Here is a 19,879-nt window from a genome sequence, read left to right on the forward strand (position 1 = left end):
GAGTTCGCGCGGACCCGGTCGAGCGGTCGGCATCCCGTTCGAGCAAGAGGCCTGTCCCGCCGACCTGGCGAGGATCGTCCCGTTGCCGGCTGTGGTCGCCGGCGCCGGGCCGGGATGCGAGGTCGATCACGTCGAGAGACGATCACGGAGCGGCCTTCGCCGTCATGCGCCGATGACCGTCCGTGCCTTGCCGCGAGCGCGCCGCGCGACATCAAACAAACAGACGAGGCGGATACTCCAAACGATCACGCCGCAAAGCGCCAATTGCTCCGACAATAGATGCGTTAAATGCATATGGCACGCTAATTGCTCGTAGATCGGCGTGAGATAAGCTGTACAACAAACGATCAGGTCGACTATGAATATTGGTGGCGCAAGCTATTTACCCGTATATCAAACGACAATATCGAGTGCAGGTAATACTTCCTCTCCTGCCAAGATTGTTCCGGCCTCCGCGAAAGAGGCTGTTGATGAGCCGCAAAAAGCACAAAGCAATGATTCTGCTCCGGTCCCACCTGTTTCCGATGAGGTGAAAGCCGCTTTGTTGGCTTTGCAAGAGATTTCCGAAGGGGTGGATAGTCAGAAAAGCTCGGTCAACATAAATGGGCTCACGATTGTGACATCCGGTCACAGCATTGATAGCAGAGAAGGCGTTTCGCTGTTGCGGACAGTCTCCGGCGCTGGCGCGGACGGAGCGTTTTCAGGACTCTCAACGTTTGGAACGCAACAAGAAGACCTGGAAAATTCGGCTCGTTCCGCGAATGATGACACCATAGCTCTGGAGTTCACCGGCGGCATGACGGTCCTTGAATCCAAGGCACTTGAAGCGCTCCCGGATGGAGCGTCTGGACCCTATATGAATATTGATTTTTTCAGGACGGCAGGAACGTGGGATGGAGGAGATCCCATAAAGAAAAGTAATTTGGAGGACGATGTTGAAGCGGATCAGCGGACGCGAATTAAAAGCTTGATGAATGTTGTTGATGCCGAAAGTCAGTTGCAGGCGGAATATGGCGCCGATGTGAAGCTGATCTATAGCCATGTCGACAATGGTTACGTCATGCTCACTCCGGATGATGCCAATTACGACAACTTGAAGAGCGCTGAAAGCAGCGTTCAAAGCGTCATCGATGAGATTGGAAGAGGGTATGTCAGCAAAGATGCCGTGGGCGATGTTCTCAGACAATATGGATATCGCATATGAGGCGTCATGCGCTTCCGCGGGAAATTCTGACCGAGCAACTTTTTCCGTGTGGGGAAAAATTGCCTGATGGTCGCGCCGATGATCGCAAGAGACATGATGATTATTGCGGCGCGCTTGCGATCTCCTAATCAAGAGAAACGAAGAAGACCCTAGAAAGGATATACGGCATGACCTCGATTTCGGGCTTGCTTTCCTCTTTTGTACGGCCGGGCACAAGGACATCCTCCGCTTCAGATGTCGCGGCTCACAAAGCTATTGAAAATGCCGAAAAACGAGAAGCAACGGCTGGCGCGAGGGCGCAGAACCCTGATCAGATGCGCCAAAGTGTTTTCAAGAGCGAACAGGCCTATACCGAGTTTAAGGCGCAACAGATCGCGCAAGAAAGAGATGGTGCTCAAATCAGAGACGCTCCGGCGGCAAGCAAAGTGAGCATGGACACCAATCACGGAGATGTCGAAATTGATTTGGATGAATATTATAACGGGACGCAAAATAAAAATGTGGACCTTGATAAGGTTCCTCTTTTTATGCCGAGCGCGGAGAATTTAAAGGCGTTGTCCGCGCATGCGTCAAGCCGTCTTCAGGAGTTGTTGGAAGAGTATGATATACCGACTGCGCCGGAACAAATTACCTATGACAACCAGGGTAAAATGCAGTTGCCGGATGGTTATCCTTATACGGACCAGCTCCAGCAAGCTTTGGAAGAAAATCCAGGCCTTTCCAGGGAATTACGTGATTTGAACTCAATGAGCTCGGTTTTCGCCAAGATGCAGGAATCCTTGCCCTTCCTGGAAGCGTATGGCAAGGCGGGTTCATCCGCGGAGGCTCAGAAGGGTGTTGATCAATACAGCTACCTTTTCAGATAGCCGGTCATCTGCCCAAGGGGCGCTGATTTTGGTCAGTGACGGAGGTTTTCGTCGATTGGCGGATGCCGCGCCTCTCGACTTGGATGATTTGTTATGAAATGTCGTCATCTTTCTTGTTGCGACGAAGAAAGATGGGGCCAAGCATATAATGAATATTATCATGCCGCCGAGAGCGAACGGTATGACGGCGCCGCCGCTTTCGGGACTTGCGATTAGACTCCACAAAATTTTTCCAACAGCGCCAACGATTGCTATGAAGGCGCCCAATAACAGCGAGCGCCGCCAAAACGCTGCTGCTGTCATGAAAAGAAAAGCGAAAATAAATATAATTGCAATGATGTTTTGTTGGTCAAACCCGGCGTTGAGACGCTGGCGTTCCATCAGAAGAAATTCGTGCACACTCGTATTGACTTCTGTGGGGGCGGGAAACCAGAACATGGACGTTAAAATTGCGAGAGTCGTTAATAGAATTCCATTCAGGCTTCGGCGATATGCAAAATAGCAATAAGGGATCATAAGCAGAGGTCGTGCAACCCATGACAATACGTTTTGGTGTCGCTCGAATGCCCAGTCAAAGACGCCGTCATCCGTAAAGAAAATGTACAATAAAAGGACATGCGCTACGGCCAATATTGCAAAAATTATCTTTTTTCGATGAAATTGTAAGCTTGTCACAGTTTGATTTCACTCAAGTTTAAGACTGAGGTTGATATCGAAACCCGCGTATCGGAAGGTGGCAGCCACGAGAATTTCTGGATGGCCAAAATGTAATTGGAAAAACTATCGACTGATGAATTGGCGCCGCCGTCACGCAGGATATAAGCCTCGTCGCACAAGATCGGGATCACCTGGTTGTTTTCGAGAATGTCTGAATGTGTGTCGCAAGGGCTCAACGAGCGGCTACCGTAGCCTGCAACGTTTATAGATCAATGATTCTTGTTGACTTGTCGTTGCCCACGGCGACATTCGGTATCCCGGCCAGACCGCCGTGCGGATCGGTCCTGTCCGGGGCGTCGGTGAGCATCGCTCGACCGGCGAGCACGAATATCGTCTCCCCACCTTCCCGCCGACATCCCGCTCAAGCGACTGGCAGGTGCGAGGCCGGACGGGTCTGCGAACAGGCGCATCGACAGCTTAAGAAGGAACTCGGGCTTGATCACCGTGGGGGCGATCGTGGAGCGGCCTTCGACGCCATGCCGCGGGAGAAGGAATTCGCCGACCGCCTGCACACCTCGCTTGGCGACGCGCGCTCCTATGAGGAGACGCTGGACCGCATGCGCATCTTCGCGCAGGAGCAGCAGTTCCTCATCGGCGTGCGGCTTCTGGGCGACGCGCTCGCCGTGGGCCGGGCGGGCCGTGCCTATGCGCGGCTGGCCGAGGTGGTGGTGCGCGACCTTCTGGAAGCCGCCAAGCAGCATCTTGCCGAGGCGCACGGCGCGGTTGAGGGCGGACAGGTGGTGGTGCTGGCCATGGGCAAGCTCGGCAGCCTGGAGATGACGCCGACCTCGGATCTCGATCTGATCGTGCTCTATGATTTTCCCGACGACGTGACGGCGAGCGAGGGGCCCCGGCCGCTTTCGCCGAGCCAGTATTTCATTCGCCTGACCCAGCGGCTTCTGGCGGCGCTTTCCGCGCCCACCGCCGAAGGCACCTTGTATGAGGTGGATTTCCGCCTGCGGCCGTCCGGCAACGCCGGGCCGCTGGCCACGCGGTTCGCGGGCTTTGCGGACTATCAGCGCGAAAAGGCCTGGACGTGGGAGCACATGGCGCTGACCCGCGCCCGGGTGATCGCGGGCGATGCGGACCTTTGGGAGCGCACCACGGCGGTGATCGAGGACGTGTTGTGCGCGCCGCGCGACATCGTCGCCTTGCGCCGGGACGTGGCCTCCATGCGCGCCCGCATCGAGGCGGAGAAGGGATCGACGGACCGCTGGGCGCTGAAGGAGGTGGCCGGCGGGCTGGTCGACGTGGAGTTCATCGGACAATATCTGCAGTTGGCCAATGCCGCCGCCCATCCCGAAATCCTGGCGCATGCGAGCCTGGACGCCCTGACGAAGGCCGGGGAGGCCGGTTTGCTGGCGGCGGACGACGCGGAGCTGCTGGTGCGCGCGACGCGGCTGTATCAGGGCTTGATGCAGATCCTGAGGCTGTCGGTTGCGGGGAAATTTTCCGCCGAGGCCGCGCCCAGAGGCGTGCTGGATCTGCTGGCGCGGGTCAGCAACGAGCCCGATTTCTCGCGCCTCGAGGCGCATCTGGATGAAACCCAGGCCGCCGTCCGCGCCGCCTTCGAGCGCATCATTGGGCCGGTGGTGCGCGGGGCGGAGTGACGCGAAGAGGCTGTTTAGAAGCGCTCCGCAAAGCGGACATAAGCCTAGGCGTCGGCCTTTTTCCGGAAGATCTGCGCGGTGGCGGCCGGACGGGTTTCCGACTGCGTGTGCTCAAGCGGCAGGGTGACCGTGACCTTGGTGCCGACGCCGACTTCCGACTGGATGATCATGGTGCCGTCGTGCAGGTCGATGAGCGAGCGCGCGATGGCGAGCCCCAGCCCGGAGCCGGGACGGCTCTTGGTGAACTGGTTCTCCACCTGCACGAAGGGCTGCGCCAGCTTGGCGATGTCGGCCTTGGCGATTCCGATGCCGGTGTCTTCGATGATGATGCTCACGGCTTCGCCCTGGCGGCGCGAGCGGACCGTCATCCGGCCGCCCTCCGGCGTGAACTTGATGGCGTTGGACATCAGGTTGAGCAGGATCTGCTTGACCGCCTTGGTGTCGACCGTGATTGCGTCGATGGAATCCAGTTCCATCTTCACCGCGATCCGCTTCATGTCGGCTTCCGGCGCCATGACGCGCGTCGCCTCGCTGATGAGCGCGCCGAGATCGGTGGCCTCGAAGTTCATGTCGATGCGGCCGGCCTCGATCTTCGACATGTCGAGAATGTCGTTGATGACGCCGAGCAGATGCGTGCCCGACTTGTGGATGTCGCCGCAGTAGCCGTGGTACTTGTCCGAGCCGAGGTCGCCGAACATGCCTTCGGTCATGATTTCGGAGAAGCCGATGATGGCGTTGAGAGGCGTGCGCAGCTCGTGGCTCATGTTGGCGAGGAATTCCGACTTGGCGCGGTTGGCGTTCTCCGCGCGGTTCTTCTCCTCGGCGTATTTCTCGGCCAGCTCGACGAGCTGTTGCGCCTGGAATTCCAGTTTCTGGCGTGATTGGCGCAGATCGGCGACGGTGGCCATCAGCCGGCGTTCGCTTTCGAGCAGTTTCTCTTCGTGCCGCTTCAGCGCGGAAATGTCGGTGCCGACGGACACATAGCCGCCGTCCTTGGTGCGGCGCTCGGAAATCTGCAGCCAGCGCTCGTCTTCCAATTGCGCCTCGTAGAAGCGCGCGCCGGCGGGAACGCGGGCGTCGGGCTGGATCTGCGTGGTGATGATCGGCTGGCGCGCGTTGGTCATCAGATCCTTGTAGGCGATGCCCGGCCGGACCTGTGCGGTGGGCAGATTGTGCAACTCCATGTAGTTGGTGTTGCACATGACAAGCTGATTGTTGGAATCCCACAACACGAAGGCTTCGGAGATGGTCTCGATGGCGTCGCGCAGGCGCAGGTCGGAGGTGCGGCTGTGCTCCTCGATCTGTCGCTGCTCGGTAATGTCGACGGCGATCCCGATCAGATGCGGCGTGGAGACGCCCGGCTCATGCGCCACTTCGGCGCGCGCCCGCACCCAGATCCAGGAGCCGTCCGCATGGCGCATGCGGAACATCCGGTCGAGCATGGTCGCGCCGGTTTCCATCAGATCGCAGGCGATTTCGTACAGATTACCGTCGTCGGGATGCATCAGTTCCGCGAAATCGGAAAAGCCCACGAGATCCGTCTTCGGCGTTTGCCCGAGGATCTCGAACATCGAGCTGGACCAGAACATGCGGCCGCGGCCCAGGTCCCAGTCGAACAACCCGCAGCGGCCGCGCATGAGCGCTGTGTCGATGCGTCCGCGGGCGGCGGCATAGATGTCGTCCGCCTGTTCGGCCCGCGCCGCCTGGCTGTAGAAGGCGTAGATCAGCACGATGAGCACCGAGCTGGTGCCGACGAAAAGCGTCACGTTGCCGTGCATGTCGGAACGCCAGTCGGCGAAGACATCGTCCTTGGACTGGATGACGGCGACCATGCCGATGCGGCCGCCAAGGTGATGCACGGTGGCAAGGGCCTCGGGGCCGGCGGGCTGGTTGATTTCCATGACGCCGGCGCGCGCGCCGAAGACGGTGAGCGGCTGGTTGGTGCCGAGAAGCGCCGACAGGGACTGCCCTCGAGGGCGGCGTTGGCAGGCGCGCTGGCGACGACGGTTCCCTCGGCGTCGGTGAGGAGGATCTGGCGGTTGAAGCTGGTTGCGCGCGGCGGCATGGCTTCGGCAAGCGCACTGCGCAGCGCCGTGGCGTAGCCGGTCTCGGGCAGGGAGGCTTCCTCGGCGGTCAGACGGGCGGCGAGCGTCGTGGCGATCATCGTGAGATCGTCGTGGGCGCGGGCGTCCACCTCCGTATAGTTGTTGGACAGTTCGATGCCGCGATAGCATGCCAGCGTTGCGATGAAGAAGAGGCACAGGATCGGGATCGCCCGGCGCAGGAGCGGTTCGGTAGACACCAGCCGTGCGTATGCGGGGCGTGCCAGCAGCCGGATGTGGCCGCTCAGCGACGTCTCCGCGCGAGATTTCGCGGAAGACGGTTTACGCGCCGGGAAAAAGGCAAAGCGACGTTCTGTCGCGTTGCCCGTAAAGGCCCGCGCCATCGGAGAGTCCTCTCGATTTCGATGTTTTTCGATGATCCGACAATTTCCGCCGCGCCGAATCACCTTCATTTGAATCCAGCCGAATCGACTTGTCCAGAGTCTGTGAACAAAAAATTATTAACGGAATCCGAAGGGCTTATCTATTCGCGTTAACCATAAGCTGAAAGCTGGCAAGCGGAATTGTGCTTATTCATCCGCACGTTGAAAAGCCGAAGCGCAGAACGCCGCGAAACTGCCGTAACGTAATCGTGAAAATACCATATGCGTTGAAACCAAAGCGGCGAGAGTGTCTTGCCAGGGTCTGCCGAAACGCGACCATTGGTGAAAAGGTCTATGCGTCTATTGCGGGCTGCACGCGAGAATGCCGGGGACGCCGCTTGACGGTGTGGCGGGGTTCCTTTTCCGCCGGCGTGTGGCTGCCGGCTCGACCGCATTGGCGCGCCAGCCGGCGTCCGGATCGCACCGTTGCGCGGCGACGGGCGTCAACTGGAGCGGATCTGCGCGGGGTAGACGCCATAGCGCAGGAAGAAGGCGCGGCTGAAGCTTGACGCGTGGGAATAGCCGAGCCGGAACGAGAGCTCCTTCACCGAGACCGTGCCGGTGTGCAGGATCTGATAGGCGTGGTCGAGCCGCGCGTTGGTCAGCGTCTTGAAGATGCTGGTGCCATACAGCTCGCGGAACGCGTGATCGAGACGCCTCTCGCTCATGCCGGCGGTTTCCGCCAGCGCACTGCTTGTCGGCGGATCACGCAAGTCCAGCAAAAGCCGTTCATGCGCTTCTTTGGCGCCGCGGATTTCGCTGATGCTCAAGGTGCCGTTGCGCGCGTCCGCCCCGCAGAGTTCATGCAGAAACTGCGTGATCATCTGCATCGCCAGGCTCTCGAAGGCCAGCGCGCGCATTGGTTCGGCATAGTTGTCGATTTGCAGGGCCAGCATTTGCAGAAGACTGCGGTTGACGATGGGGGCCGCGATGCTCTTGCTGACGGTATCGGCGGTGAAGGCCGCCAATTCCTTCGGCAGGCGCCCGCCAAACCAGTCAGCCAGACTCTGCACGCCCACGCACGGCACGAAGGTCCGGTTCCGGGTCACCTTCTGGAAGTCGTAGACAATCGAGTCCGGATACAGGCGGATCGCTCTCAGGTCCTTGCTCGCATTGTAGGCGTGCGGCTGGAGATCGGCGACGATGACATTCGCGTCCCCCTGAAACGTTAGCGGAATGAACACGATCGGCTGAAGCAATTCCGTGGGCAGTGTCGGCTTCATCAAGCCGGGATTGCGCACGTCCACGCTTCCGTCAACCCAGAACATGTTGGACCGTGAAAAGTTGTCCACCCGCGCCGTTATTGTCATTTCCGCAGATTCGACAGTAATTTTCCGTTCTTTTTGCATCAAAATGGGCGTGGAAGGCTCGTGCAACCAATTTTCCATTGTGTTCCTGACGCAGAAAACGGGCGCGGCTCCCGATACCGTATTTGTTCCGCTGATAGCATAAACACCGGCGGCGACTAATCCCATTTCATCTTTTGCTATGCATTGGCGATTTTTGTCATGCGCATTCGCCTGATCGGATGCCGCGACCGGGGTAGGTTCGCCCACAGGATGCCGACCGGGACCCGCTTTGCGGATGCGCGCGATTTTGCACATCCCCATGTGATTTCAGACATGCGGTCCCCGATGGCACCCTCCGCGCCTGTCCGTACGAAATGGACGAATGCCAAAAGAATCGCCGAGCGGACCGGCACTCGCGCCGGATCCATCTCCAAATCATTGAGGACTGCATGCCCTTTTGCCACCTGAAAGCCGAAGACGATTTCAAGATGTCTCCGGATATGCTTTTGCGGACAACGGCTTTACACAAGCTGGCGACATCCATCACCGCGCTGGCGCTCGGCGCCGCCGTGTTCCCAAGCATCGCGCAGGCGGACGACTGGCTGGGCACGGCGTCGGCGGACTGGTTCAACGCGGCGAACTGGAGCGGCGCGGTACCGGATGCGGCGACGAATGTCTTTCTCGACACCGCTAGCCCCAATGCCACGCTCATCAATGGCGCGGCGGCGCTGTCGGCACTCGCCGTCACGGGCAACACCGGCACGGGTTCGCTGACGATTTCCAACGGCGGCACCCTTGCAAGCGGCGACGGCCATATCGGTGCGGCGGCGGGTGGCACAGGCACTGTCGCTGTGACCGGCGTCGGATCACAATGGAGCAGCAGCGGTGCCCTCTACGTGGGCAACGCCGGCACGGGCACCTTGACGGTATCCGACAGCGCCCAGGTCCTCGTGGGGACGGGCGCGGCCATCGGCGTCGATACGGGCAGCAGCGGCACGGTTGCGGTGACCGGCGCAGGGTCGATCCTGAGCAGCGTCGATGAAGTGTTTGTCGGTGTCAAAGGCGCCGGCGCGATGACGATCTCGGACGGCGGCGCGGTCGAAAGCACCGACGGCACCATCGGCGGCGATACGAACGGGACCGGCGCGGTCACGGTGACCGGCGCCGGCTCGTCCTGGAACGGCAGCGCGATCACCGTCGGCATGCTGGGCACGGGCACTCTGGCCATTGCCGAGGGCGGTGCGCTCTACAGCACGTCGGGCGTGATCGGCAGCGCGGCCAGCGGCACGGGCACGGCCACGGTCACCGGCACCGGTTCGCTGTGGGACAACACCGGCAACCTGACCGTCGGCCAGGACGGCACCGGGTCACTGACGGTGTCCGATGCGGGCCAGATCGACGTGGCGTCCGAGGCCAGGATCGGATTCGGCGCGGGCAGCAATGGCGCTGTTACCGTGACCGGCGCCGGATCCCAGTTGAACACGGACACGCTTCTTGTCGGGTATCTCGGCACCGGCGCTCTGACGATTGCTGACAGCGGCGCGGTCTCCGCCAACACCACCACGATTGGCGGCACCGCGACAGTTAGCGGCGCGACCTTGAGCAGCACTCTCGTCAATGTCGGCGGCACCGGCGGCGGTGTGCTGGCGGTTGCCGCAGGCGGCATCGTGAACGCGACCACCACGTCGGCCGACAGCGGCACGATATCGGTCAGCGGCGCCGGCGCGACCCTCTCCAGCACCAACATCGCGCTCGGCGCCGACAGCGATGGCGCGTTGACGCTGTCCGACGGCGGCGCAGTCGTCACCGACAATCTCACCCTCGGCGGGGTGGGTGCCGGGACGGTGAACATAGGCGCGGCCGCGGGCGATGCGGCCGGCGCCTCGGGAACCCTGACCGCCACCGCGCTGACCTTTAGCGACGGAACGCTGGTCTTCAACCACACGGACACGGGCTATCTGTTTGCGACCGACATGAGCGGCGCGACGGGCGCCATCAGCCAGATCGGCGGCGCGACCAGCCTGACCGGCAATTCCGCCGGTTTCACCGGCCTGACGACGGTCTCCGGCGGCAGCCTCTCGGTCAACGGCACGCTCGGCGGACCGGTGACGGTCTCCGGCGGTTCGCTCGGCGGCACGGGAAGCATTCTCGATACGGTGACCATCGCCTCGGGCGGCACCTTCGCGCCGGGCAACTCGATCGGCACGACCACTGTGACCTCGGTGACCTTCGATGCCGGTTCGTTCTACGCGGCCGAGGTGGAAAGCGGTGGCACGTCGGACCTGATCAACGCCAGCGGCATCGTCACGATCAACGGCGGCACCGTCCAGGTCATCGCTTCTCCGGACTACCTGCTCGGCGCGCCCTATACGATCATCACCGCCACGGGTGGCGTGGTCGGTACGTTTGATGCCGCAACCTCCCAGATCTTCCTGACGCCGACGCTGACGTATGATTTCAACAATGTGTTCGTCGAACTGGCCATCGCCAGCTTCGACAGCGCCGCCGTGACCGTGAACCAGAAGGCGGCGGCGGTTGCGACCGACGCGCTTGGCGCGGGCAATGTGCTTTACGACGCGATCGCGGTGCTGGCCACGGCCGCGCAGGCGCAGGCCGCCTTCGACGCGGTTTCCGGCGAAATCCATGCCTCCGCCAAGACGGCGCTGGTCGAGGACAGCCGCTTCGTGCACGACGCGGCCAACAACCGCATTCGCGCGGCCTTCGGCAGTGTCGGCGCGGACAGGGACGCGAACGCGACGACCGGCCTGTGGGTCGAAAGCTTCGGCGCCATCGGCCGGACCGACAGCGACGGCAATGCGGCGGCGCTCAGCCGCTCCGTCGGCGGAATATTCGTCGGCGTGGACGGCGAGGTCGCGGACGATGTGACCATCGGCGTCCTGGCCGGCTACAGCCATTCGGCATTCGACGCCGACGCGCGATCCTCGTCCGGAGAAGCCGACACTTTCCATCTCGCCGCCTATGGCGGAACGCAATGGGGCAAGCTGGCGCTGCGCGCCGGCGGCGCCTACAGCTGGCATGCGCTGGCCTTCGACCGGAGCGTCGCCATCTCCGGCTTCAGCGACAGTCTCTCATCGTCCTACGACGCGGCGACCGGGCAGCTGTTCGCGGAGGTCGGCTACGGGATGACCATGGGCACGGCCCGCTTCGAGCCCTTTGTGAAGCTGGCGCACGTCCGCCACGCAACCGAGGGCTTCACGGAAAGCGGGGGCGCGGCGGCGCTGACCGGCGCCAGCGACGTCTTCAGCACCACCTTCACGACGCTTGGCCTTCGCGGCGAAACCGAAGTGGCGTTTGGCGAGACGACAAAGGCGCGCGCGACCGGCATGATCGGCTGGCGGCACGGCTTCGGCTCCTCGACGCCCTCGCAGAGGCTGGCCTTTGCCGGCGGCACCGCCTTTACCGTCTATGGCGCGCCGGTGGCGCGCGATGCGCTGCTGCTGGAGGCGGGGCTGGATTTCGACGTCCGCGCGAACACCACGCTGGGCGTCGCCTATTCCGGCCAGCTCGGCACCGGCATGTACGATCATGCCTTGCGGGCCAATCTCGGCGTCACATTCTGAAGCGGTTCTGCCGCACGCATATTCATGTGAACGAACAACGCCTGCCCGGATCCGTTTCCGGGCAGGCGTCATTCGTTTTTAGCAGGTGCAGCGTCTCGCGCCTGGCGGGTCAGCCTTGCTGCAGGCTGCGCGCCACGATGTCCTGGACGTCGCTTGACAGGGTCTCGGCGTTCTCCACCCGACGGAGCGCGGCTTCCGCCTTGCCGCGGCGGTTCAGCTCCAGCGCGCGCCAGGAACGGAACGCGGAGAGAAGCCGGGCTGCGACCTGCGGGTTGCGCTTGTCGAGCTCGAGCACCGTGGCCGCCAGGAAGTCGTAACCGGCGCCGTCGGCGCGGTTGAACTGGGTCTGGTTGCCGGTGGCGAACGCGCTGATCAGCGCGCGCACCCGGTTGGGATTGGTGAACGAGAAGGCCGGGTGGCGCATGAGCGTCTTGACGCGGTCCAGGGCGCCGTCGAAGGGTGCGGTGGCCTGGACCGTGAACCACTTGTCCAGTACCAGAGCGTTGTCGCTATGTCGCTGGAAGAAGTCCTCCAGCGCCGCATCCGCCTTGCTGTCGCCGCGGTGGACCAGCACCTTCAGGGCGGCCAGACGGTCGGTCATGTTGTCGGCGGTCTCATAGTGGTTCATTGACCGCGCACTGTGCGCGGCGTCGTTTTCCGCCAGATAGTCGAGCAGCACGGCGCTGAGCGCCCGGCGGCCCGCATGCGCGGCGTCGGGCGAATAGGGCCCGTCAATCGCCTGTTCCGCGTAGGCGCGTTCGAACGTCGCCGCGCAGGCGCGCGCGACGGCGGAAGCCAGCGCCTTGCGCGCCGAGGCGATCGCGTCGGGGTCCACGTCGGTGGCGATTTCGCGCGCGACATCGGCGTCGCCCGGCAGTTGCAGCACCAGGGCCCTGTAGGCCGGCTCCAGACCCGTGTCCGCGGCGATTTCATCCATCAAGGCCGCGAGATCCGCGACATCCACCGAGGGCATGGCGGCTTTGCCCGCGCGCGTGCCGACGGTCAACAGCTCCATCGCGATCGTCTGAACGGCCTGCCACCGGTTGAAGGTGTCGCCGTCGTGCCGGGCGAGAAAGACCCGGTCGGCGTGCGGCAGGTCGTGGTTCAGCGTCACGGGAGCGGAGAAGCCGCGCAGCAGCGACGGCACGGGCCGCGCGCCCACGCCGGTGAAGCTCAGCCGCTGGGTCTTGTCGGTGAGCACGATGACGTCACCACGCACCTCGCCGCCGGAGACCGACTGCCACGCCAGATCGTGACCGTTGGGCCCGACGAGACCGAAACGGATCGGGATGGTCATGGGCAGCTTGGCATCCTGTCCCGGCGTCGGCGGGCAGGACTGCTCGATGTCGAGCGTGTAGGTGCCTGTCGCCTCGTCCCAGCGATCGCCGACCTTCAGCGCGGGCGTGCCGGCCTGATCGTACCAAAGCGAGAACTGCGATATGTCGATCCCCGCCGCGTCCCTGAAGCAGGCGAGGAAATCCTCAATGGTGGCCGCATCGCCGTCGTGCCGCTCGAAGTAGAGATCCATGCTCTTGCGGAAGTCGGCCTCGCCCAGCCACGTCTTGAGCATGCGCACCAGCTCGGCGCCCTTCTCGTAGACGGTCGCCGTGTAGAAATTATTGATCTGGTGGTAGATTTTCGGGCGTACCGGGTGCGCCAGCGGACCGGCGTCCTCGGGGAACTGGTGCGATTTCAACAACCGCACATCGGCGATCCGCTTGACCGGCGCCGAACGCTGGTCAGCGGAAAACTCCTGGTCGCGGAAAACGGTGAGGCCTTCCTTCAGGCAGAGCTGGAACCAGTCGCGGCAGGTGATGCGGTTGCCGGTCCAGTTGTGGAAATACTCGTGCGCGATGATGCCCTCGATATGGGCGTAGTCCTGATCGGTGGCGGTCTGCGGATTGGCGAGCACGTATTTGTCGTTGAAGATGTTGAGGCCCTTGTTCTCCATGGCCCCCATGTTGAAGTCCGACACCGCGACGATGACGAAGATGTCGAGATCGTACTCGCGGCCGAACGCCGTCTCGTCCCAGCGCATCGAGCGCTTGAGGGCGTCCATCGCGTAGTCGCAACGGTCCTCGTTGCCGTGCTCCACATAGATGCGCAGATCCACCGCGCGGCCGCTCATGGTGGTGAACGTGTCGGAAACACAGGCGAGATCGCCGGCCACCATGGCGAAGAGGTAGGCGGGCTTGGGAAAGGGATCGTGCCAGACGGCGAAATGCCGGTCCGTGCCATCGATGTCGCCGGACGACACCGGGTTGCCGTTGGCCAGCAGGACGGGCGCATCGGATTTGCGCGCCTCAAGCCGCGTGGTGTAGACGGCGAGAACGTCGGGCCGGTCATGGAAATATGTGATGCGGCGGAAGCCTTCCGCCTCGCACTGGGTGCAATAGGCGCCATTGGAGCGGAACAGCCCCATCAGCTTGGTGTTGGCTTCTGGATCGATCTGCGTGGTGACCTCCAGTGTGAAGCCGCCGGCCGGCGGCGCGTGCACCACCAGCTTGCCCGGCGTGGCTTCGAAGGCGTCGCCCGCAAGCGCTGCCCCGTTGAGGGACAGTCCCGTCAACGTCAATTCGTCGCCATCCAGGACAAGCGGCGTGCCGGGCGCCGTGCTCTCGCGCGGCGCAAAGCACGTGCGGGCGATCACGCGCGTGGCGTTTGCCGTCAGCCGGAAATCGAGATGAACCGTCTCGATGGCGTAGGCTGTGGGCAGATAGTCTTCCAGGCGAACGGGTTGGGCCGCATCGGGGCGCATGGTCAGCAGTTCCTGTATCCGGATCGCGAATCGGGCGAAGCGCGCCCGCGCAGTGTCTGTTATCGGGCGCGGCGATGCCAGTTCGAGATTGTGCGGCCTCCGCAGGACGCCGCATTGATCCGCGTCATGTGTCAGCCGGGCGGCCTGTCGGTGCCTGCCCGGCAATTCATTCCCAGCGGCAGGATTGGCCGGGGCTGGTTCCGCGCGACGGTGCGCGCGATGGCTTCCAACCATTGAAAGAAGGCCACAATCGGGTACGGCGCGGCTGGCGTGAATATTGCGATGTGATGTGCCAGCAGGCGCGTAATCCAGCCCGGAAGGACGATCACATGGCATTTTCCGATTCAATTTTCCAAACGGGAGATCTGGCGGCGATGGCGCGGCGCTTCAGCCTGCCGTCCTTCGGTCGCAGCGCGGCGCGCGAGCGTGACGAGAATCGCGGCTGGGGCGATTCCATGGCCGCCATCTTCGGCACACCGCCGGGCATGGACCGCAATCGTCGGCAGTCCGCGTTTTCAAGTTCGTTTCCGGCCACGTTCCCGGGCGCAGGGCTGCCTCTGCCGACGATGCTGTCGTTGCAGGAGACCGACGGCGGCTATGGGCGCGGGACAACCGACATGCCGTTTCCCGATGGCCGGGAGCAGGTGGAGGCGATGCGGACGCAGTTGAGCGCGCTCATCGACGAGAAGCGCGCGACCGTCGCCACATTGCTGGAAAGCGGCATCGCGCGCACCCGCGCCGACGTCGACGGCTGGAGCGCGCAGATGGAGGCGGCGACCGGTGACGCCAGGGCCGCGCTCAGCGTTCTGGTCGAAACTGGTACGGCGCGGCTGCAATCAATGACGGCCGACCGCGAGAGATTCCAGGCCCTGAGGTGACGCGTCGGAGGTCTTGCTAACCCGCGAGCCGCGCCAGATTGGCGAGATCGGCCACCATCGAGCTTTCGGGATCGGCGAGCGGAGCGATCACCGTGAAGTGGTTGGCGCCGTCCTCGATGCGCAGCTTGGTGCCGACACCACCGCGTCCCCAGATGTCGACGATGACCCGCGACTGGCGCAGGTATTCCGCCGATTCCTCGGACCCGACGCTGGCAATCAGTTTGGTGCCGTAGGGTGTGCCCATCGCCAGCGGTGACTGCGCGATGGCTTCCTTGAGATCCATGCGCAGGGCGGTGTTGATCGAGGTGCCAACGAGTGGCAGCAGATCGAACAGCCCGGAAATCGCCATGCCGGCAGGCGCCAGCCGCTTGGGCAGGTGCATCGCGCCCCAATCGGTCGTCAGCAGCGCCGCCACCAGATGGCCTCCGGCGGAATGGCCGCAGGCGACGACGGGCTTGCGATAATTCTCCCACAAATACCGGGCGAGATCGCGGATCTCGGCGACGATGTCGCCGATCCGGACCTGCGGGCACAGGTCGTAGGAGGGGATGCAGACGGTGAAGCCCTGCGCGTTCAGTCCGCGCGCCATGTGGCTGAAGTGCTTGCCGTCGAGCGCCTGCCAGTAGCCGCCGTGGATGAACACCACGATGGCGCGGGCGTCGTCCGCCGGCGTTTGCGGGTGGAACAGATCGTAGTGCAGGCGCGGCGCCAGGCCATAGGGGCGGTCGAACTCCGCCTTCGCGCTTTCGCGGTAGGCGGCGGCGTCCCGCGCCCAGCCTTCGATGATCGCCGGATGTTCCGGCACGCGTGCGCGATTGTTGTATTCGGCTTCGTAGTCGATCATCGGGGCTTTCCTTGCGCGGGCCGCCGTGGGCGTTTCTTCGAATCTTTCGGCGGCTCTGTCGCAGGATGCCTCATTTTGCCCGCGATGGGAAAAGGCGGATCGGGGAAAAGCCAAAGCGGCGGGGGCTGGCGGCCGGCAGGCGTCGGCAGAATGGGTTTGCCCGAGGCGGGTCCATGGGATAGCGACTGTGTCCATGAGCAACCGAGACGACAGCCCGCGCCCCGGGCGGCCCCCAGCATGCGCGATCCGCACCGCACGATCTGCGACGCGGCCGCCGCCCTGTTCGCGGAAAAGGGCTACGAGGGGACGTCGCTGCAGGACGTCGCCACCGTGGTCGGCGTGACCAAGGCCGGGCTCTACCACTATTTCCCGACCAAGCAGGAGCTGTTCGACTCCATCGTCCTCGGCGTGCTCCGTGACATGCTGGCCTCGGCGAAAGCCCGGGTTGCGACGGCGGACACAAACGCCGACAGGGTGGCGGCCTTCATGGGCGCGCACGCGGCCTATTTCGAGGCCAACCGCGATCACTACCGCGCCGCCTTCATCGGGCGCGGCGGCGATCTCTCGGTGTTCACGCCGCAGCAGATGGCGGCGCGGCGCGCCTATACCGACTATCTCACAAACCTTCTGGACGAGGGGCGAACCGCGGGCGCCTTCGCCTTCGAGGACGCGGCCATCGTGGCGCGCGGCATTCTCGGCATGCTGAACTGGATGACCCGCTGGTATCATCCCGACGGCCGCAAGACGGCGCAGGAGATCGCCGCGGACTACGCCGGGATTATCCTCAAGGGCATCGCCGCGGACTGAAGCGTCTTGCGGCCAGAGCGCGCCGGAAACAGCGTCTGACACGCATGCGGACGGATTGACATTTTCCGCTGCTGAGTTATTAACCGGCCAGACGGTAGATAATTATGCATCCGTTGGAAATGCGCCGCGAAACGCCGGCCATTTCCGGCGGGGGAGACACAGGCCACATGGGTGGCTAAATTCCCGCCCTGCGTACGGACCCCATGCGTGCAATCGGAGACCTCACATGACCGCGTCACCCACAGCCGGCAAATCCTCTCCCTCAGGCGGCGGCACCTTCGCCTGGGACGATCCGTTCCTGCTCAACGACCAGCTCACCGAAGACGAGCGGATGATCATGGAGACGGCGCGCGCCTACGCCCAGGAAAAGCTGCAGCCGCGGGTTCTCGAGGCCTATGCCAACGAGACCACCGACCGGGCCATCTTCAACGAGATGGGCGAGCTGGGCCTGCTGGGACTGACGCTGCCGGAAGCCTATGATTGCGCCGACGCCTCCTATGTCGCCTACGGGCTGGTGGCGCGCGAGATCGAGCGGGTGGATTCGGGCTACCGCTCGATGAACTCCGTGCAGTCGTCGCTGGTGATGTACCCGATCTACGCCTACGGCTCCGACGATCAGAAGAAGAAGTACCTGCCGAAGCTCGCCAGCGGCGAATACGTCGGCTGCTTCGGCCTGACCGAGCCTGACGCGGGCTCCGATCCCGGCGGCATGAAGACGCGCGCCATCAAGACCGAGGGCGGCTATGTGCTGCGCGGCTCCAAGATGTGGATTTCCAATTCGCCGATCGCCGACGTCTTCGTCGTCTGGGCCAAGTCGGAAGCCCACGACAACCAGATCCGCGGCTTCGTGCTGGAAAAGGGCATGAAGGGGCTGTCGGCGCCGAAGATCGGCGGCAAGCTGAGCTTGCGCGCCTCGATCACCGGCGAGATCGTCATGGACAACGTCGAGGTCGGCGAGGAGCACCTGCTGCCCAACGTCTCCGGCCTGAAGGGACCGTTCGGCTGCCTCAACCGCGCGCGCTACGGCATCTCCTGGGGCGCCATGGGCGCGGCCGAGGATTGCTGGCACCGGGCGCGGGCCTATGGTCTCGAGCGCAAGCAGTTCGGCCGCCCATTGGCCCAGACCCAGCTGTTCCAGAAGAAGCTCGCCGACATGCAGACCGAGATCGCGCTGGGGCTCCAGGGGTCCTTGCGCGTCGGCCGTCTGCTCGACGAGGGCAAGGCTGCGCCGGAGATGATCTCCATCGTCAAGCGCAACAACTGCGGCAAGGCGCTGGACGTGGCGCGCATGGCGCGCGACATGCACGGCGGCAACGGCATTTCCGAGGAATACCACGTGATGCGTCACGCGCAGAACCTGGAGACGGTCAACACCTACGAGGGCACGCACGACGTCCACGCCCTGATCCTGGGCCGCGCCCAGACCGGCCTGCAGGCATTTTTCTGAGGCGACGCTGACGGACGCGCGGGGGCTTTTCCTTGAGGGGGAAGCTCCCGTGCGCCAATGATTGACCATTGCTGTCCCTTCGCCAACGCCGGATCTCGCTCGTGACCCAGAACCCTGCCGCTTCCGCTCCCCTTCACGGCATCCGCGTGCTCGAACTTGCCCGCATTCTCGCAGGCCCCTGGATCGGCCAGACGCTGGCGGATCTCGGCGCCGACGTGATCAAGGTGGAGGCGCCGCAGGGCGACGACACCCGGACCTGGGGGCCGCCGTTCGTGGAAAACGAGACGGGTCCGGACGCCGCCGCCTACTATCACTCGTGCAACCGCGGCAAGCGCTCGGTGACGGTGGATTTCCGCACCGCGGACGGCCAGGCGATCGTGCGCGAACTGGTCCGGCGCGCGGACGTGCTGGTGGAGAATTTCAAGGTCGGCGGGCTTGAGAAATACGGCCTCGACTACGCCAGCCTGAAGGAGATCAACCCGCGCCTGGTCTATTGCTCGATCACCGGCTTCGGCCAGCAGGGGCCCTATGCGCATCGCGCGGGCTACGACTTCATCATCCAGGGCATGAGCGGGCTGATGGACGTGACCGGCGAGCCCGATGGCGAACCGCAGAAGGTGGGCGTGGCGGTGGCCGACATCGTCACCGGGCTTTACGGCACCATCGGCATCCTGGCGGCGTTACGCGAGCGCGAGGCGAGCGGCCAGGGCCAGCAGGTGGACATGGCGCTGATGGACAGCGTCACGGCGATCCAGGCCAATCAGGCGATGAACTATCTCGCCACCGGCACCGCGCCCAGGCGGCTCGGTAACGCGCATCCCAACATCGTGCCCTATCAGGTGTTTCCCAGTTCCGACGGGCATCTCATTGTCGCGGTGGGCAACGACGGCCAGTTCAAGCGCTTCTGCGAGGCACTCGAGCGTCCCGATCTGGCGGCCTTGCCGGAATTCGCCACCAACGCCGCCCGGGTGCGCAACCGCGACACGCTGATCGCGCTGCTGACGCCGCTCACGCGCGCGATGACCCGCGACGGCCTGCTTGAAAAGCTCGAAGCCGTCGGTGTGCCTGGCGGGCCGATCAACACGGTGGCCGACGTCTTCGCCGATCCCCAGGTGATCCATCGCGGGCTGAAGCTGGAACTGGCCAGCGGCACGGCGAAGGGCGGAACCGTGCCTTCCGTGCGCAATCCGATCCGCTTCTCGCGCTCACCGATGACCATGGACCGCGCCTCCCCGGGACTGGGCGAACACAGTGACGAGATTCTCGCGGAAATCGGCTGGCCGGCGCGGTGACGGCGGTTTGAAGCCGGGCTGCTCAGGACGATCGCCAGGCGGATGCGGGCTGGCGGCCTGTCGCGCGGCGTCACAGATCCCCCTTATTTTGCATGATGATT

The 19,879-nt window shown here is 63.5% G+C and carries 15 protein-coding genes; 9 read left to right on the forward strand and 6 right to left on the reverse strand.

The window, feature by feature from the left end:
- Positions 1–358: 358 nt before the first annotated feature.
- Positions 359–1,204, forward strand: a complete 846-nt coding sequence (locus D1F64_RS23210) for a hypothetical protein (RefSeq protein ID WP_162901406.1) — start codon at positions 359–361, stop codon at positions 1,202–1,204.
- 167 nt (positions 1,205–1,371) lie between these two features.
- Positions 1,372–2,070 carry a hypothetical protein gene (locus D1F64_RS07840; protein ID WP_162901407.1) on the forward strand — a complete coding sequence of 233 codons (699 nt, stop codon included), beginning with the start codon at positions 1,372–1,374 and terminating at the stop codon, positions 2,068–2,070.
- Here the strand turns inward: D1F64_RS07840 and D1F64_RS23215 are convergent.
- Complete coding sequence (locus tag D1F64_RS23215) at positions 2,017–2,745, reverse strand: hypothetical protein (protein WP_162901408.1); 729 nt, start codon at positions 2,743–2,745, stop codon at positions 2,017–2,019. The genes D1F64_RS07840 and D1F64_RS23215 overlap by 54 nt on opposite strands.
- Positions 2,746–3,263: 518 nt before the next feature.
- Here D1F64_RS23215 and D1F64_RS07845 point away from each other — a divergent pair.
- The gene (locus D1F64_RS07845; RefSeq protein ID WP_205470697.1) at positions 3,264–4,397 is read left to right on the forward strand and encodes a hypothetical protein; all 1,134 of its coding nucleotides are present in this window, start codon (positions 3,264–3,266) and stop codon (positions 4,395–4,397) included.
- 44 nt (positions 4,398–4,441) lie between these two features.
- Here the strand turns inward: D1F64_RS07845 and D1F64_RS07850 are convergent, their stop codons facing one another.
- From D1F64_RS07850 to D1F64_RS07855, 3 genes are all read right to left on the reverse strand, one after another.
- Complete coding sequence (locus tag D1F64_RS07850) at positions 4,442–6,229, reverse strand: ATP-binding protein (protein ID WP_346432322.1); 1,788 nt, start codon at positions 6,227–6,229, stop codon at positions 4,442–4,444.
- A complete protein-coding gene (locus tag D1F64_RS25365) occupies positions 6,160–6,912 on the reverse strand; it encodes a hypothetical protein (protein WP_346432311.1) in 753 nt (250 codons plus the stop codon). The genes D1F64_RS07850 and D1F64_RS25365 overlap by 70 nt, the downstream gene beginning before the upstream one ends.
- 413 nt (positions 6,913–7,325) lie before the next feature.
- Complete coding sequence (locus tag D1F64_RS07855; RefSeq protein WP_117411987.1) at positions 7,326–8,492, reverse strand: AraC family transcriptional regulator; 1,167 nt, start codon at positions 8,490–8,492, stop codon at positions 7,326–7,328.
- 179 nt (positions 8,493–8,671) lie between these two features.
- On the opposite strand from D1F64_RS07855, the gene D1F64_RS07860 reads away from it, so the two are divergent.
- Positions 8,672–11,752 (forward strand): autotransporter domain-containing protein, encoded by a 3,081-nt coding sequence (locus D1F64_RS07860; RefSeq protein WP_162901409.1) that lies wholly within the window; start codon positions 8,672–8,674, stop codon positions 11,750–11,752.
- 109 nt (positions 11,753–11,861) lie between these two features.
- Here D1F64_RS07860 and pepN read toward each other — a convergent pair whose 3' ends face one another.
- Positions 11,862–14,510, reverse strand: a complete 2,649-nt coding sequence (gene pepN / locus D1F64_RS07865) for an aminopeptidase N (RefSeq protein ID WP_117414495.1) — start codon at positions 14,508–14,510, stop codon at positions 11,862–11,864.
- Here pepN and D1F64_RS23220 point away from each other — a divergent pair.
- Both D1F64_RS23220 and D1F64_RS07875 read left to right on the forward strand, forming a co-directional pair.
- The gene (locus D1F64_RS23220) at positions 14,490–14,747 is read left to right on the forward strand and encodes a hypothetical protein (RefSeq protein WP_162901410.1); all 258 of its coding nucleotides are present in this window, start codon (positions 14,490–14,492) and stop codon (positions 14,745–14,747) included. The genes pepN and D1F64_RS23220 overlap by 21 nt on opposite strands.
- 92 nt (positions 14,748–14,839) lie before the next feature.
- A complete protein-coding gene (locus D1F64_RS07875; protein ID WP_117411990.1) occupies positions 14,840–15,388 on the forward strand; it encodes a hypothetical protein in 549 nt (182 codons plus the stop codon).
- Between the two features lie 16 nt (positions 15,389–15,404).
- Here D1F64_RS07875 and D1F64_RS07880 read toward each other — a convergent pair whose 3' ends face one another.
- Positions 15,405–16,232 carry an alpha/beta hydrolase gene (locus tag D1F64_RS07880; protein ID WP_117411991.1) on the reverse strand — a complete coding sequence of 276 codons (828 nt, stop codon included), beginning with the start codon at positions 16,230–16,232 and terminating at the stop codon, positions 15,405–15,407.
- 237 nt (positions 16,233–16,469) lie between these two features.
- On the opposite strand from D1F64_RS07880, the gene D1F64_RS07885 reads away from it, so the two are divergent.
- The 3 genes from D1F64_RS07885 to D1F64_RS07895 all read left to right on the forward strand — a co-directional run bounded on the left by D1F64_RS07885 (position 16,470) and on the right by D1F64_RS07895 (position 19,778).
- Complete coding sequence (locus D1F64_RS07885; RefSeq protein ID WP_162901411.1) at positions 16,470–17,039, forward strand: TetR/AcrR family transcriptional regulator; 570 nt, start codon at positions 16,470–16,472, stop codon at positions 17,037–17,039.
- A gap of 226 nt (positions 17,040–17,265) precedes the next feature.
- Positions 17,266–18,486: an acyl-CoA dehydrogenase gene (locus D1F64_RS07890; protein WP_117411993.1), complete on the forward strand. Its 1,221-nt coding sequence runs from the start codon at positions 17,266–17,268 to the stop codon at positions 18,484–18,486.
- 101 nt (positions 18,487–18,587) lie between these two features.
- Positions 18,588–19,778 (forward strand): CaiB/BaiF CoA-transferase family protein, encoded by a 1,191-nt coding sequence (locus D1F64_RS07895; protein ID WP_117414496.1) that lies wholly within the window; start codon positions 18,588–18,590, stop codon positions 19,776–19,778.
- Positions 19,779–19,879: the final 101 nt, after the last annotated feature.

This window comes from Breoghania sp. L-A4, assembly GCF_003432385.1.
Taxonomy (GTDB): Bacteria; Pseudomonadota; Alphaproteobacteria; order Rhizobiales; family Stappiaceae; genus Breoghania.

Coding starts and splice junctions, on each gene's coding strand:
- D1F64_RS23210 (WP_162901406.1), top strand. CDS start 359: ATGAATATTGGTGGCGCAAGCTATTTACCCGTATATCAAACGACAATA.
- D1F64_RS07840 (WP_162901407.1), top strand. CDS start 1,372: ATGACCTCGATTTCGGGCTTGCTTTCCTCTTTTGTACGGCCGGGCACA.
- D1F64_RS07845 (WP_205470697.1), top strand. CDS start 3,264: ATGCCGCGGGAGAAGGAATTCGCCGACCGCCTGCACACCTCGCTTGGC.
- D1F64_RS07850 (WP_346432322.1), bottom strand. CDS start 6,229: ATGGTCGCCGTCATCCAGTCCAAGGACGATGTCTTCGCCGACTGGCGT.
- D1F64_RS25365 (WP_346432311.1), bottom strand. CDS start 6,912: ATGAAGGTGATTCGGCGCGGCGGAAATTGTCGGATCATCGAAAAACAT.
- D1F64_RS07855 (WP_117411987.1), bottom strand. CDS start 8,492: ATGGGGATGTGCAAAATCGCGCGCATCCGCAAAGCGGGTCCCGGTCGG.
- D1F64_RS07860 (WP_162901409.1), top strand. CDS start 8,672: ATGCTTTTGCGGACAACGGCTTTACACAAGCTGGCGACATCCATCACC.
- pepN (WP_117414495.1), bottom strand. CDS start 14,510: ATGCGCCCCGATGCGGCCCAACCCGTTCGCCTGGAAGACTATCTGCCC.
- D1F64_RS07875 (WP_117411990.1), top strand. CDS start 14,840: ATGGCATTTTCCGATTCAATTTTCCAAACGGGAGATCTGGCGGCGATG.
- D1F64_RS07880 (WP_117411991.1), bottom strand. CDS start 16,232: ATGATCGACTACGAAGCCGAATACAACAATCGCGCACGCGTGCCGGAA.
- D1F64_RS07885 (WP_162901411.1), top strand. CDS start 16,470: ATGCGCGATCCGCACCGCACGATCTGCGACGCGGCCGCCGCCCTGTTC.
- D1F64_RS07890 (WP_117411993.1), top strand. CDS start 17,266: ATGACCGCGTCACCCACAGCCGGCAAATCCTCTCCCTCAGGCGGCGGC.